The following is a 14,233-nucleotide window of genomic DNA, read 5'->3' on the forward strand; positions in this document are numbered from 1 at the left end:
CGAAAAGCAGGATCAAAAATACGATTTTTTTCATTTTGGACCTTTTAAAATTTATCTTTAATTTACGATTCAACTGCGCCCTTCATGCGCATAGAGCGCAAGTATCGGCACGGCTGTAATTGCCGCATCCGCAGCATTATGTAAATATCGTCGCTTTGCGAACATAGCGCGAAATTTCAGAGCGCTACCGCGCCGCTTAAGCGCAGCTGGCGCAATATGCACGCTCATAACTTAAAGTGCGATTCTAATTGCGCGGGCGCGGTTTGAAACGTGGCTCGCATTAGTGCGACTAAATCGTTATTTTCTTGCGGCTTAAATGCGATTTTGTCGGTAAATTTAACCGCCAGCTCTGCTCTGCTGCGCTCGTAGCGCCAAGTCCACGTTTAAAAATTTTACGCCGAGCTGCGTTAAAATTCCGCGTCTAAGCCGTATGTGTCCCTAGCTCGTGGCGCCGCAAGACGCTCCGTAACATTTACCGCCCGTAGTAAATATTTTGCACGCGAGCGAATTTTGCACCCAAACGCCGCACGTTTTGCTTTAAATTTAGCGCGGCGGGCTTTAAAATTTTAAATTTACCGCCTGTTTATCCGCAAGAGCTATCACGCCAGCTAAAATTTATCTGCGGAGCAAATCTCGCGCCGAAATAAAATTTTATCCCGCTTGCAAAAATGCGTAGCGCGAAAAATTTCATCATTTGTTTTTCTGAAAGTACGCGTCCACGCCGTTTGCGATACCCTGAGCGATGCGGTCTTGATAGGCGCTTTTGCCTAAATTTTTGCCCTCATCGGGGTGTGTGATGTAGCCGATCTCCACGAGCACCGCGGGCATCGTAGCGCCTACCAGCACCCAAAACGGCGCCTCGCGCACGCCGCCGTCCTTGCTTTTGAAACTCTTTTTTACCGAGCTTAGCATATAGCTTTGAATGTCGATGGCAAGCTTGTTTGAGGAGATTATTTTCTCGCGATTTAAGAAATTTAAGAAGGTCTGCTTCGAGAAGGTATTCATATCCTCCAAATCGCCCTTGTTTTCGAGCGCGGCGGCGTTTTTGCTGCGCTCGCTTCTAGCCGGGCTTAAGAAAAAGGTCTCCACGCCGCTCATTTTGGATGCCGCACTGGCGTTAGGAGCGGCGTTTGCGTGGATCGAGATAAACATATCGGCGTTCTTTTTGCCGGCAAATATCGTGCGTGATCGCAGATTTATAAAAACGTCGGTGCTGCGCGTGTAAAGCACCCTATAGCCGCGCTTTTGAAGTAGCGCGCCGAGCTTTTTGGATGTGGCTAGCACGACGTTTTTTTCCTTCAGCCCGTTCCCGACCGCGCCCGAATCGCTGCCGCCGTGACCCGGATCGATTACGATGAGTTTGCCCTTGGTGGATTTATAAATTTTACCGGCGGCCACGGACGCGGTTTTGGCACCTTGCGCATCATCTATCGTGCTGATTTGCGGCTCGCTATCTTGCTCGCGAACGTGCTTGCGCCCTGATTTTTGATCCTTGTTTTTTTCTGCACGCGCAGATTTTGCGGCTTTTAAGCCTTCAGCCGTACTTAAAATCATCATATTGCCGTTAATTTCTACGTTTGCGTTGAATTCTTTCGGGTCGCTAAGTACGATGCGCACGGTCTTATCGTTGTATTGCGAGACGCGTACATAGCTAACGAAGCTATCTTTAAGCCGCGTTTTTTGTGACTTTTGCCGCGCGCTAAAATCAATCACGAAGCGAAAATTATCGCTACTTGCGATCGTAAAATCTTTATAATCGCCGCGCTTTAGATCGCGGTTAAACTCAAGCACGATCTCATCCCCATCACCGCGCAGCGATGCTAGAGCGAGTTTGGCATCGGGGGCGGATTTTTTTATACTGCTTTTGCGAAGCTCAGAATCTAATCGCTCGGTCGCAGTGCTACCCGCGGAATTCTGCGCTTGTAAGGAGCCGTCGGCTTCTGCGGGATTTTCGCTTGAGTCGCTGCCATGCGCATCGTCTGTTGAATTTTTTGCGTCGTCTGCATCGTGAGGTCTAGTCGAGCGTAAGAATTCTAGATCCTCGCTAGATAGCGAGCTTAGATCGGCTTCTTCTGGCGCGCGCGTCTTTTTGAGATTTTTGGAAGTGGAATTTTTTGAATTCTTAGAATTTTTAGAGGCGGGGGCTTTGGGGCTGTGCGCTAAATTTGAAGCGTTTTTCTCGTCCGAGCTTTTGGAATTTTTTGCGTTTTCATCTTTGAGTTTTTTAGAATTCGTGCTGCTATCGCTTGCTTTGCCCTGTAATTTGGCTAGCGCAGATTCATAAGGCGAGGAGTCGAGCCCTAAATTTTTCGAGCTGTAAACCAGCCTTTTTAGCGCTTTTATTCGGACTTCCTTCTGCGACGCGCCTTCGTAGAGCGATTTTAGCTCCTTGTGCAGCGAGCGCTTATAATTTGGCGTCGCCACAATGAAATCCTTGTCGAATTTCGCAAAAAATGCCTCGCTGGAAGCTCCAAACGCCAATACGCAGCTAAAAGCCGCGATTAGAAAAATTTTAACTATCTTCGCCATTTACAAGTTTTTCTATCAATTCCTTCACGGATATTATCTCGTTTAATCGCCATCCGTTCGCGCCGGTGAAAAACAGGCCGCTTTGCGTTTTGCCCAGATATGCGTCGCTTAGGCGGTCGGCGATGCAGTATCCTACGGCGTTAGCGCCTTTGCCACGCTCGCATGGGCTTACGCAGTTGCTGATACAGCGGATTTTGGGCGCCGTGCCTGCGGCGATCATATCTTGCAGATTGGTATGAATTCCGCGCGCAGGATAGCCTACGGGCGATTTTAGAAGCCGGATGTCCTCTTTTTTGGCGTTAAGAAGCACCTGTTTAAATTCCTCCGCGGCGTCGCATTCAAACGTACCGATGAATCGCGTACCCATCTGCACGCCGTCTGCACCCAGGGCTTTTACGCGATCGATGTCGGTCTTATCCCAAATTCCGCCTGCGACGAATAGCGGGAAGCTACCCCATTGCGAGATTTCTGCTTTTACTTGCGGGATTAGATTATCCAGTGCAAACGCCGGATCGCCGCACTGCTCGTAGGTAAAGCCCTGATGTCCGCCGCTAAGAGGGCCTTCGAGCACTACGGCGTCCGGGATACGGTCATAGCGCTGCTTCCAGCGTTTGGCGATGATCTTAAGAGCCTTAGCGGAGGAGACGATAGGCACGAGTGCAACGTCCGGGAAATCGGCCGTAAATTCCGGCAGATTGGTAGGAAGCCCGGCGCCGCTAATGATGATGTCGATACCCGCCTCGCATGTGTTGCGCACGATGCGCTCGTAGTCGTTCGCTGCGCACATTACGTTCATCCCTAAAGGTGCATTGCCGCAAATTTTACGGGCGTTTTGCACGATGGCAAAAAGCGCCTCTTTGCTATAAAAATTCTCGCTTTGATAGGGTCTGCCATCGAGCGATTTTTTGGCAAATTTAAGATTTTCGTAGTAGCCGGTGCCGACCGAGCTAATGACGCCTAGACAGCCGTTTAGGCTGACATTGCCGGCTAGCTTGTCCCAGCTGATACCAAGTCCCATGCCGCCTTGAATTATCGGGTGCGCAATCTCGTGTTTGCCTATCTTTATACTCATTAATCTACCTTTAATTTAGCGAATTTTTTCTTCCCTACTTGAAGAGTGTATTCGCCCGAGCTAAGCTGAAGCTGCTCATCTAAAATTTTATTTTGATCGATACTGACGGCGTTTGATTTTATCAACCTGCGCGCATCCGAGCTAGAGACGGCAAGCTTGCAGCTGATGAGCGCCTTTACGATCCATGCAGGCGAGCTTACGTGATATTCCTTGATCTCGCTAGGAAGCTCGCCGGCGCCGTGTACGCGGTCAAATTCCTGCTTGGCCTCAAAGGCGGTATTCTCGTCATAAAATTGCGTGACAATCTCGGAGGCAAGCTCCTCCTTAACCGCCTTAGGATGGATCGAACCATCCGCCACGAAGCCTTTTATTAGCTCAATATCTTCGCTGCTTTTTTGGCTTAACAGATTATACCAATCCCACATTAACGCATCGCTGATGCTCATCACCTTGCCGTACATATCATGCGGCGTGTCGGTTACGCCGATGTAGTTGCCAAGGCTCTTGCTCATTTTATTCGTGCCGTCGGTGCCTACCAAAAGCGGCATCATCACGACGCTTTGTTCCTTGCCGACATCATAAATTCTTTGCAGCTGGCGACCCATTAAAAGATTAAATTTCTGATCGGTGCCGCCGAATTCTATATCGCATTTCATGCAAACGCTGTCGTATCCTTGCAGTAGCGGATACATAAACTCGCTGATGCTGATCGGCTGCTCTGCCTTGTAGCGCTTCTCGAAGTCGTCGCGCTCGAGCATCCGGGCAACATTGAAAGTGCTTGATAGCTCGATCATTCCGCTAGCACCCAGGCGGTTGGTCCATTCGGAATTAAACATCACCTTGGTTTTGGCTGGATTTAAAATTTTAAACACCTGATCCTCGTAGGTTTTGGCGTTTTGCAGCACAACTTCGCGCGCTAGCTTTTTGCGAGTCTCGCTCTTGCCCGTAGGATCTCCGATTTGAGCAGTAAAATCACCGATTAGAAACTGCACGATCGCGCCGTGGTTTTGCAAAAATGCAAGCTTATTTAGCACGACGGCGTGTCCTAGGTGCAGATCCGCAGCAGTGGGATCCATGCCGATTTTGACGTAAAAGACCTCGCCGCTGTCGTAATAGCGCCTAATCAGTGCTTCAATCTGCTCCTCGCCGATGATCTCCGCGACGCCGCGCTTAAAATTTTCCATAATGCCTTGAATGTCAGCCATTTGCTCTCCCTTATTTAGTTTTTATATACGTCCGTAAGCGATACGAAATCCACGATTTTAAAGCGGTTTTTGAGCCTATCTTTGATCTGCGCGGAGTCTAAATTTTCGTTTAGCTCGATGATAATCTCAAAATAATCCGACGTCGTTTCGCTATTTTCGTTAAGGCTTATCGACACCAGATCGACCTCGAGCTTGACTAAATAGTTCAAAAACGTCGCCAGCGAGCCGCGCTTGTTTTCTAAATTTAATATGATCTTGTAGCGGTGCGGCGCATTGCGCGTCCATTTTACGAAGATCATCTCATCGGTTTTGATTAGCTCGCTTGCACGTTCGCACAGCTTATGATGCACCGTCACGCCGTGTCCGTTGCGAAAGCCGATGATGTCGTCGCCGCGCTTTGGGTTGCAGCAGTAATCAAACTCAACCTCGTCGATTTTAAAATTTGAATACACCACGATGTTGTCAAATTTTTGCTTCTCGATCTCATACCTGCTGCGAAATTTCATATTGAAAAATTTCTCTTTGAGCGGGTATTTTTTCAGCGCGTTTACGACGTCTTTTAAAAATACCGAGTCATAGGCAGCTTTGCCGATCTTTTTGTTTAAATTTTCTTTTTCAAGCCAGCTTAGAATGCTCTCCTTGCTCGTCGTAAAGATCGCGCATAAAATTTTAATCGCTACTTCAAAATTTATATCTCTGATCTTTTGCTTGCAAAATGCCTTTATCGTCGCGCGCGCCTTGCCCGTTTTGACCGAGCTTAGCCAACTGCAGCGGTAGTGTGGCTCGCTTCCGGTGATGATATGAACGATATCTCCGTTTTTAAGCTCCGTAAGAAGCGGCACCTTGACGCGGTTTATAAAGGCCTCGGTCGCTTTTAAGCCCACTTGAGAGTGTATCTCGTAGGCGTAATCAAGCGCTGTAGCACCGCGCGGCAATGTAAAAATTCCGCCCTTGGGCGAATACACGGCGATATCCTCGACGTAGAGGCTGTCTTTAGCATATTCGTAAAGATCCTCGGCGTTGGCGTCATCCTCTTCCTGCATGCCGATGTCGTTTAGCCAATCAAGCTTCGGATTGATTGAGCCGCTATATTTATATTTCCAGTGCGCTGCAACACCGAATTCTGCGGTGTTATGCATATCGAAGGTGCGGATCTGCACCTCTACGATCATACTTTCGTTAAAGACTGTCGTGTGGATCGTCTGATATCCGTTTTGCTTCGGAAGCGCGATATAATCCTTAAAGCGCGATATGAGCGGGTTAAATTTAGTATGGATTATGCCCAGAGCTAAGTAGCAATCCATCGGCTTTTGCACGATGATGCGGATAGCCAAAAGATCGAGCACCTCCTCGATCGAAATTCCTTTGCGCTGCATTTTTAAAAAGATCGAGTAGTAGTGTTTCATTCGCTTTTGGATCTCAAAGCTGCCCTCACTAAAGCCGTTTGAGAGCATATACTCCTTGATCTTTTCGCTAAATTTGCTCAAGCTCATCTGAAGCTGCTGCTTATGCTCCTCGACGTAATCGGCGATCGCTGCGTATTCTTTAGGCATAACGTATTTGAAGCTAAGATCCTCAAGCACGTTTTTGATCGATGAAATTCCAAGCCTGTGCGCGATCGGCGCATAAACCAAAAGCGTCTCCTCGCCGATACGTTTTTGTTTATCTGAACGAAGTGCGTCTAGGGTTAGCATATTGTGCAGCCTATCGCAGAGCTTTACGACTAGGACGCGCTGATCGTTAATGGAGATCATCAGCATCCTGCGGAAGGTAAGCGCGGTAGTTCGCAGCTTGGCGTTGCTATCGCCGGATGGAGCTAATTTATCCTCTCTGATGTTTACGATTTTAGTAAGCCCTTCTACGATTTTGGCTACTTCGTCGCCGAATCTTTGTCTAACCTGCTCGATGCTGTAATCTGTATCCTCTACTACGTCGTGTAGTAGCGCAGATATCACCATCGCGCCGTCTCCGCCCATAAAAGATACGAAGCAAGCTACCAAAATCGGATGGATCGCATACGGCTCGCCGCTTTTGCGAAACTGCCCGTCGTGCTGAGCGATGCATAAATTTATAGCATCCACCAGTAACGGAGTGGGCTCTTTTAGATTATAAAGCAGCTGCTTGGCGCTTTGAATGTCTTTGGTATCGACGACATCGTCGATGAGACTTTCTAAGAAGTTATCATTAATCCTTGTCAACGATTCCATCTAATGCGATCTTACCTTCGGCTAGTTCCAAGATTGCTATATCGGCAAATTTCATCCTGCGAGTATCTACGTTCTCTATCAGCGGCGGTTCGCCCGCAGCTAGCTGCTCGGCGCGTTTGCTTATCATCAAAGATAGCTTATATCGGTCTCCGCCCGTTACTTTTAAAGCCTTGGCTACAATTTGTTCGGTTCTCATCAATTCTCCTTAAATTTAAAATTTCAGTTTTTTACGATCGAGCAGGAGCTTAGATCTCCGCCATCGACGATTTTGTATAAATTTCCGCTCTTAAACATATTGCATACGATGATCGGAAGCGCATTGTCTTTGGCAAGCGCGATAGCCGTATCGTCCATCACCCTGATGTTGTCGTGCAGGGCTTGATCGTAAGTGACTTTGGAAAGCAATTTGGCATCTTTAAATTTTTGCGGATCTTTGTCGTAGATCCCCATTACCTTCGTGGCTTTGATAATGGCGTCGGCTCCGATCTCGATAGCGCGGAGCGTGCCTGCGGTATCGGTAGTGAAGAACGGATTTCCGGTGCCTGCGGCAAATATCACGACGCGACCCTTTTCCAGGTGCCTTTTAGCGCGGCCGATGATGAAGGTCTCGCAGATCGCTTCCATCTTTATCGCGCTTTGCACGCGCACATCCATGCCCGCGTATTCGAGCGCTTCTCTCATCGCGATTGCGTTAATGACGGTAGCTAGCATGCCCATATGATCGCCGCTGGTGCGTTTTATAATACCGCTAGCCGCGGCACTTACGCCTCTGATGATGTTGCCGCCGCCGATTACGATGCCTACTTCGATGCCGCCTTCTACGAGCTGCTTGATCTCTTTAGCGATAAATTTTAAAATTTCGCTGTCGATCCCAAAGCCGTTCTCTCCCGCTAGCGCTTCACCCGAAAATTTTACGAGTATGCGATTGTATTTAGCCATAAATTTAGCTCCTAATAAAATTTTAAAATATTATCCAAAAGTCGTTTAAAAATAACTTTTTAGGCTATTTTAGATGATCTTTAAGACGGTTTATCCAGATCTTTTTCGGAGCGATTATCTCGCTAGCGCTGCCGTTTACGGCGTGATAGATCAATGTACCGTGCAAGCTCGCGTAGTAGCGGATTATGAGGCGCTGCAAATAGGGCTCGTAGCTCGGCACGAACCAGCCGTTATTGCTGATCGCTACGACGTATTTGGGCGAGCCCTCGTAAAGCTCCGCGCGCGTAGCCTCGTAGCAAACAGCGCTTCTTACGCTCTTGCCGCCAAGCTCGTAGTCGCTAAAACCGCTAGCCGTCGAAAAATCGGTCGCGCCGCCTAACAGCACGCGGTTGATGAAATTTCGCGCAAATTCCGGCAGCGGCACCATTTCGCCAAACGGCACCAAAATGTGCTTATCGAAGCGGCTCATTTCCCCGTTTGCAAAAAGATAGGCGCTGTTGTAAAATTTCCCGTTCTCATACGCTTCCGCGCCTGCTACGATCGTAATTGTGCGCGATTTTTCCTTTAGAGCTTCAACAAGCACGCTTTCTAAATTTAGCGGCATCGCAAAGGCGCTCTCGGGCAAAATTATCGCATCCTGCCCCGCTGCGATCGCATCATCGATGCGGGCTAAATTTGCCAACGCGGCGGATAAAATTTTATCCTTTGCCCAGATGTCATATTGCGAAATATCGGTGTTTGCGAGTAAAATTTTAATCGGCAGTGGCTCGGGGTCTTTTTGGCTAAATTGCAGCGCGCAGATCAAAAATATCGCGAAAATTAGGGCGTTAAGCTTAGCCCGGGCGCCGTGTCCGCGTAGATACAAAATCGCGCAAAGCCCCGCTAAAATCAGAGCCAGCGCGCTAAGATCGGCTCTGAAAATTCCATGGCTTAGCAGCAATTCAAAATTTAGCCAATCAAAGCCGAAGGGATGGATAAATTTTAGAATTAAAAGGCAGGCAGCGCGCAAAACCGGCGCGTCAAAGATCGCAAAGATGCGGAAAATAAAAGCATAAACGAGACAAATTCCAAGAATTTCAAGCGGGATTAAAAACGCAAGATTGAAATAGATCAGGCTGAAGCTGATCCAGTGCATCCACAGCGCGCCGATAAAAAATCCGCACCAAAACCACTCCGCCTTGCTTGCTTTTAGTAGATAAAAAAGTGCTGCTATCGCAATTAGAGGCGAGAAAAATTCCGCCGCCAAAGCAACCAAGCCGTCAAATTTAGAGCTTAAAATTTCTACAAAAATAAAATTTGAAAGCGCAAGGGCAAGAACAAAGCCTTTATTTATGTAACTTAATGTAAAATAGCTACTTTTTAAATTTCTAATGAAGGAAACACATGGAACAAGGAAACTTCTTTGCATCAATCCTGCCTATAGTCGTAATCTTTGCGATTATGTATTTTTTGATTATCAGACCGCAGCAAAAGCAGGCCAAGGATCATAAAGCGATGGTCGATGCGCTCGGCAAAGGCGATAAGATCATAACTAGCGGTGGCATAAAATGCACGGTCGTGAAAACAAACAATGATTTTATCACAGTTAAGCTTAACGATGAGGTCATGGTCGAGCTAGATAAACAATTTGTGGCAAGAAAATTAGATGAGCAGTAAAATTTCATACCGCCTGCTGATCTTTTTGGCTGCGGTTATTTTTTCGGCGATTTTTGCCGCGCCTTCGATCTTTCAGACCGAAAAGGGAAGCAAGATAAACTTGGGTCTGGATCTGCAAGGCGGGCTTCACATGCTGCTTGAGGTTCAAAGCGACGAGGCGGTCGTTTCAAAGATCAAATCGATCGCCGCTAGCGTTAATTACGCCGCCAAGCGCGATGATCTGCTGATGGACGGGCTAAAATTGGAGGGCGATTCGTTCGAGTTTGAAATTTTAGACGCGGACGAGGCTTCTAAATTTGATGCAATTTTGCATAGCGCCGCAAGCGGATTAGACATTCAAAAATCTGGCGAAAAATATCGCGTCACACTAACGCCTGAGGAGGTCGAAGCGACTAAAAAATACGCGATTGAACAGGCCGTAGAAACTATCCGAAACCGCTTGGATCAATTCGGACTTGCGGAGCCTACGGTAGCAAAGCAGGGCGAGAGTTATATTTTGGTTGAGCTTCCGGGCGTCAAAAGTGCAGCGGATGAGCAGCGCGCCAAGGATCTGATCGCCAAAGCGGCCCACTTGCAGCTTATGGCGGTGGACGACGTGCGCCAAGATCGCGCGCAGACTATTAGCGCAGCGGATGCCAGAGCTTACGGCGACGTGATCTACCCGGACGTTAAGAATCCGAATTACAAGTATCTCATAAACGAAATTCCTGTCCTTGATGGCGCGATGCTAGTTGATGCGAAGGTAGCTTTCGATCAACACACCAACCAGCCGATCATAAATTTTACGCTGAATTCTCAAGGCGCTCAAATTTTTGGTGATTTTACCGGCAAAAACGTCGGTAAGCGCCTTGCGATCGTACTTGATGGCAAGGTTTACTCCGCGCCGCGCATAAACGAGCGTATCGGCGGCGGCAGCGGTCAGATCAGCGGCGGATTTAGCGTCGAGGAGGCGCACGACGTAGCGATTGCGCTTAGAAGCGGCGCGCTTTTGGCTCCCGTCAAAGTATCCGAAACGCGCAGCATCGGCCCTAGCCTAGGGCAAGATAGCATTGATAAGAGTATGGCGGCGCTTAGCCTTGCGGCAGTTGCGATTTTGATCTTTATGATTTTCTACTATGGCGTGGCGGGGCTTTTTGCCGACATCGCGCTTGTAGTCAATATTTTATTTCTGATCGCTTGTATGGCACTATTCGGCGCTACTTTGACGCTTCCTGGAATGGCTGGAATCGTACTAACTATCGGAATGGCGGTAGATGCGAACGTCATCATTAATGAGCGCGTTAGAGAGGTGCTAAGGACGGGAGTTTCAATCCGCCAAAGTATAAATAAAGGCTATGAAAATGCGATGAGCGCGATCGTGGATTCAAATATCACTACGCTAATTACTTCTGCTGCGCTTTATGCTTACGGCACGGGTCCAGTGAAGGGCTTTGCCGTCACGATGAGCATCGGTATCGTAGCGTCGATGATAACGGCTATTTTAGGCACTCACGGAATGTTTGAGTTAGTAATGGATAAGATGGAAAGGAGTAAAAATACCGCGCTTTGGCTCGGTTATAAAGTAAGAGGAGGCGCAAATGCAAGTGTTTGATAAGGGCAAAATTTATGATTTTATGAAATTTAGATATTTTACCTTTGCGCTTTCTGCTGTTTTGATAATAGGCTCCATTGCGCTATTTTTCATTAAGGGCATTAATTACGGCATCGATTTTAGCGGCGGTACACTCATTCAGGTTAAATACGACGCTAAAGCACCGCTTGATGAGATCAGAAAACGCTTCGAGGCGGCAAATTTAGGCAATATCAACGTTACGGAATTCGGTAGCGATCAAGAAGTTACGATTAGATATTCAGGCGCTGCGAGTGAACTGGGCGATAATCCCGCCTTAGCGGCGCAAAAAATTTTGCAAGGTAGTGGAAACTTTGACATTCGCAAGGTCGATATCGTAGGTCCTAAAGTCGGCGAGGAGCTTCGCACAAACGGAATTTTAGCGGTATGTGTGTCGTTTGCGCTCATTTTGGTTTATATCACCCTGCGGTTTGAGTGGAGATTTGCAGTCGCCGCAGTGCTATCGGATCTGCACGACGTCGTAGTTGCCGTAGGTGCGATGATTTTAGCCGGTGTGGATTTCAACCTTGAAATTCTAGCTGCACTACTAACCATAATGGGCTACTCGCTAAACGACACCATCGTTGTTTTCGATAGAATTCGAGAAGGCGTAAAAGATAGTAAATCGATTAAGCTTGACGAGGTTATAAACGAATCGATCTCTCACACGCTATCGCGCACGCTGCTTACTTCGCTTACGACTCTCATCGTCATTGTGATTTTATTCGTCTGGGGCGGAGAGATGATCCACGGCTTTAGCTTAGTGATGCTAATAGGCGTCATAGCAGGAACTTTCAGCTCTGTATTTGTAGCTGCTCCGATGCTGATTTTGTTTAAATTTAACGTTGAAAAGTACCGCGCGTTTTTAGCTGAAAAACAGCGCCGTATCAAAGAGAAAGAAAAGAATCGCGCCATGTATGAAAAAGGCACGGTGTAAGGATGAAAGATGAACTGGGGAAGGGTAATTTACATATTTTTTGCGCTGATGAGTATGACTACAATAGGCGGGTTTTTGTATGAGAAGAATGAAATTTTACTTTTCATAGCAACCAGCGTGAATGCAGTCTCGACGCTTTTGAAGGTAGGCGTGCGAAATATGCTAGCAGCCGAGCTTTTTGCAAGCTCGCTCGTAGCGGATCTGCATCTCATACCGGCGTTCGTTTTGATTGTAGTAGCGCCGGGAGATCTGTCGATCGTGACCTCGCTTGCGATCGGCGCGCTACTTGCAAACTTTTTCTCGCTAATTTTAATAGCGATTGAGTCGGCAAAAACTAAAGACGAATTCTAGGAGCGCAAAATGCCTTACGATAGTAAAAGTATTGAGCTTAAATGGCAGAAAATTTGGGATGAAGAGGGAGTTTTCGAGCCTAAGGACGATTATAGCCTGCCTAAAAAATATATCCTTTCGATGTTTCCCTACCCAAGCGGCCGCATCCACATGGGGCACGTGCGAAACTACAGCATCGGCGACGCGCTGAGTCGCTATTATAGGCTACGCGGATACAACGTGCTTCAGCCGATCGGCTTTGACAGCTTCGGTATGCCTGCGGAAAATGCGGCGATCAAACACGGCATTCACCCTAAAACTTGGACTTACGAAAATATTGATTATATGAAAAATGAGCTGCACCGCTTGGGCTTTAGCTTTTCGGCTCGTCGCATGCTCGCTACCTCCGACCCGCTTTATACGCGCTGGGAGCAGGAATTTTTCATAAAACTTTTTGAAAAAGGGCTTATCTATAGAAAAAGCGCCGTGGTAAATTGGTGCGAACACGATCAGACGGTGCTTGCCAACGAGCAGGTCGAGGAGGGCAGGTGCTGGCGCTGCGGCAACGAGGTCGTGCAAAAGCAGATGCCTGGATATTATCTAAAAATCACCGCTTACGCGCAGGAGCTTTTGGATTGCCTAAAGCAGCTTGAGGGCAAGTGGCCCGCTCAGGTGCTTACGATGCAAGAAAACTGGATCGGGCGCAGCGAAGGTTTGGAATTTAGTTTTAAATTTGACGAGCAAAGCAGCGCCAAGCTTGGCGGCATCGAGGGCTTTAAGGTCTTTACGACGCGCCCCGATACGATCTACGGCATGAGCTACGCGGCGGTCGCGCCGGAGCACGAGGTCGTAAAGAGACTTTTGGATAATAATTTACTTGACGCCAAAGCTGCGGCGAAGGTGAGAGAAATTTTAAATCAAAGCCCGCGCGAGCGCCAAGCAAGCGATAAAGACGGCGTGAGCCTCGGAATCAGCGTGCTTCATCCGCTAAGCGGCAAAAAAATCCCTGTTTGGACTGCAAATTTCGTCCTAGCAGAATACGGCGGCGGTGCGGTTATGGCGGTGCCTGCGCACGATGAGAGAGACTTTGAGTTTGCGAAGAAATTTAACCTGCCGATCATTCAAAGCATCGCTCCTAAAAGCGGCGATTACGACGCTAGCAAAGCCTACGTAGAGAGCGGAGTTTTGGTAAATTCCGAAGAGTTTAGCGGCATGAATAGCGAGAAGGCAAAAAGCGCCGTCATCTCAAAATTTGAGGAGCTAAAGCTCGGACGCCGCGTGGTAAATTTTAAACTGCGCGATTGGGGAGTGAGCCGCCAGCGCTACTGGGGCGCGCCGATCCCGATGATCCACTGCCCAAAATGCGGGCTGGTAAGCGAGGAAATTTCAAATCTGCCCGTAGAGCTTCCGCAGGATATTAAGATCACCGGCAAAGGCAATCCGCTGGATACGCATCCTAGCTGGAAGTTTTGCAAATGCCCTAAATGCGGCGGCGACGGGGTGCGCGAGACCGACACGCTCGATACATTTTTTGAAAGCTCGTGGTATTTCGCGCGCTACGCAAGCGACGAGCGGACATGGCAGCAGCGGGCGTTTGATGAGCAAAGCGTGAATTACTGGATGAATGTCGATCAATATATCGGTGGCATTGAGCACGCGATTTTGCACCTTTTATACGCAAGATTTTTCCAAAAGGCTCTTCGCGACATAGGCTATCTGCGCGATAGCGAGCCGTTTGAGCGGCTGCTA

Annotated in this window: 12 protein-coding genes; 5 read left to right on the forward strand and 7 right to left on the reverse strand. The window is 48.0% G+C overall.

Features of this window, described 5'->3' with window-relative positions; genetic code table 11:
- Positions 1–690 precede the first annotated feature (690 nt).
- The 7 genes from Q0277_RS04275 to Q0277_RS04305 form a co-directional block, all read right to left on the reverse strand.
- Positions 691–2,424: an N-acetylmuramoyl-L-alanine amidase gene (locus tag Q0277_RS04275; RefSeq protein ID WP_297995931.1), complete on the reverse strand. Its 1,734-nt coding sequence runs from the start codon at positions 2,422–2,424 to the stop codon at positions 691–693.
- 88 nt (positions 2,425–2,512) lie between these two features.
- Positions 2,513–3,601, reverse strand: a complete 1,089-nt coding sequence (locus Q0277_RS04280) for a nitronate monooxygenase (protein ID WP_297995933.1) — start codon at positions 3,599–3,601, stop codon at positions 2,513–2,515.
- Positions 3,601–4,806, reverse strand: coding sequence for a tyrosine--tRNA ligase (gene tyrS / locus Q0277_RS04285; RefSeq protein WP_297942841.1), 1,206 nt, complete (start codon positions 4,804–4,806; stop codon positions 3,601–3,603). The genes Q0277_RS04280 and tyrS overlap by 1 nt, the downstream gene beginning before the upstream one ends.
- Before the next feature lie 14 nt (positions 4,807–4,820).
- The gene (locus Q0277_RS04290; protein WP_297995935.1) at positions 4,821–7,013 is read right to left on the reverse strand and encodes a RelA/SpoT family protein; all 2,193 of its coding nucleotides are present in this window, start codon (positions 7,011–7,013) and stop codon (positions 4,821–4,823) included.
- Positions 6,991–7,209 carry a DNA-directed RNA polymerase subunit omega gene (locus Q0277_RS04295; RefSeq protein ID WP_291935955.1) on the reverse strand — a complete coding sequence of 73 codons (219 nt, stop codon included), beginning with the start codon at positions 7,207–7,209 and terminating at the stop codon, positions 6,991–6,993. Before Q0277_RS04295 ends, Q0277_RS04290 begins: the two co-directional genes overlap by 23 nt.
- A gap of 23 nt (positions 7,210–7,232) precedes the next feature.
- Positions 7,233–7,952, reverse strand: coding sequence for a UMP kinase (gene pyrH, locus Q0277_RS04300; RefSeq protein ID WP_005872284.1), 720 nt, complete (start codon positions 7,950–7,952; stop codon positions 7,233–7,235).
- Positions 7,953–8,016: 64 nt separating this feature from the next.
- A complete protein-coding gene (locus Q0277_RS04305) occupies positions 8,017–9,360 on the reverse strand; it encodes an apolipoprotein N-acyltransferase (protein ID WP_297995937.1) in 1,344 nt (447 codons plus the stop codon).
- Here Q0277_RS04305 and yajC point away from each other — a divergent pair.
- The 5 genes from yajC to leuS all read left to right on the forward strand — a co-directional run.
- Positions 9,336–9,608, forward strand: a complete 273-nt coding sequence (gene yajC, locus Q0277_RS04310; RefSeq protein WP_005872282.1) for a preprotein translocase subunit YajC — start codon at positions 9,336–9,338, stop codon at positions 9,606–9,608. The genes Q0277_RS04305 and yajC overlap by 25 nt on opposite strands.
- Positions 9,598–11,199, forward strand: a complete 1,602-nt coding sequence (gene secD / locus Q0277_RS04315; protein ID WP_297995938.1) for a protein translocase subunit SecD — start codon at positions 9,598–9,600, stop codon at positions 11,197–11,199. The genes yajC and secD overlap by 11 nt, the downstream gene beginning before the upstream one ends.
- Entirely contained in the window at positions 11,186–12,154 is a 969-nt protein-coding gene (gene secF, locus Q0277_RS04320) for a protein translocase subunit SecF (protein ID WP_297995940.1), read from the forward strand. The genes secD and secF overlap by 14 nt, the downstream gene beginning before the upstream one ends.
- Before the next feature lie 9 nt (positions 12,155–12,163).
- On the forward strand, positions 12,164–12,505 hold the full coding sequence (locus tag Q0277_RS04325; protein WP_005872279.1) for a DUF6394 family protein: 342 nt from the start codon (positions 12,164–12,166) through the stop codon (positions 12,503–12,505).
- Between the two features lie 9 nt (positions 12,506–12,514).
- On the forward strand, positions 12,515–14,233 hold a 1,719-nt coding region (gene leuS, locus Q0277_RS04330; protein ID WP_297995943.1), incomplete at its 3' end, for a leucine--tRNA ligase.

It is taken from the genome of uncultured Campylobacter sp. (genome assembly GCF_938030815.1).
GTDB lineage: Bacteria > Campylobacterota > Campylobacteria > Campylobacterales > Campylobacteraceae > Campylobacter_B.

Excerpts from the sequence above, each read along its gene's own strand:
- Q0277_RS04325 (WP_005872279.1), top strand. The coding sequence starts at position 12,164 with ATGAACTGGGGAAGGGTAATTTACATATTTTTTGCGCTGATGAGTATG.
- Q0277_RS04290 (WP_297995935.1), bottom strand. The coding sequence starts at position 7,013 with ATGGAATCGTTGACAAGGATTAATGATAACTTCTTAGAAAGTCTCATC.
- Q0277_RS04305 (WP_297995937.1), bottom strand. The coding sequence starts at position 9,360 with ATGCAAAGAAGTTTCCTTGTTCCATGTGTTTCCTTCATTAGAAATTTA.
- tyrS (WP_297942841.1), bottom strand. The coding sequence starts at position 4,806 with ATGGCTGACATTCAAGGCATTATGGAAAATTTTAAGCGCGGCGTCGCG.
- Q0277_RS04280 (WP_297995933.1), bottom strand. The coding sequence starts at position 3,601 with ATGAGTATAAAGATAGGCAAACACGAGATTGCGCACCCGATAATTCAA.
- yajC (WP_005872282.1), top strand. The coding sequence starts at position 9,336 with ATGGAACAAGGAAACTTCTTTGCATCAATCCTGCCTATAGTCGTAATC.
- Q0277_RS04295 (WP_291935955.1), bottom strand. The coding sequence starts at position 7,209 with ATGAGAACCGAACAAATTGTAGCCAAGGCTTTAAAAGTAACGGGCGGA.
- pyrH (WP_005872284.1), bottom strand. The coding sequence starts at position 7,952 with ATGGCTAAATACAATCGCATACTCGTAAAATTTTCGGGTGAAGCGCTA.
- secF (WP_297995940.1), top strand. The coding sequence starts at position 11,186 with ATGCAAGTGTTTGATAAGGGCAAAATTTATGATTTTATGAAATTTAGA.
- secD (WP_297995938.1), top strand. The coding sequence starts at position 9,598 with ATGAGCAGTAAAATTTCATACCGCCTGCTGATCTTTTTGGCTGCGGTT.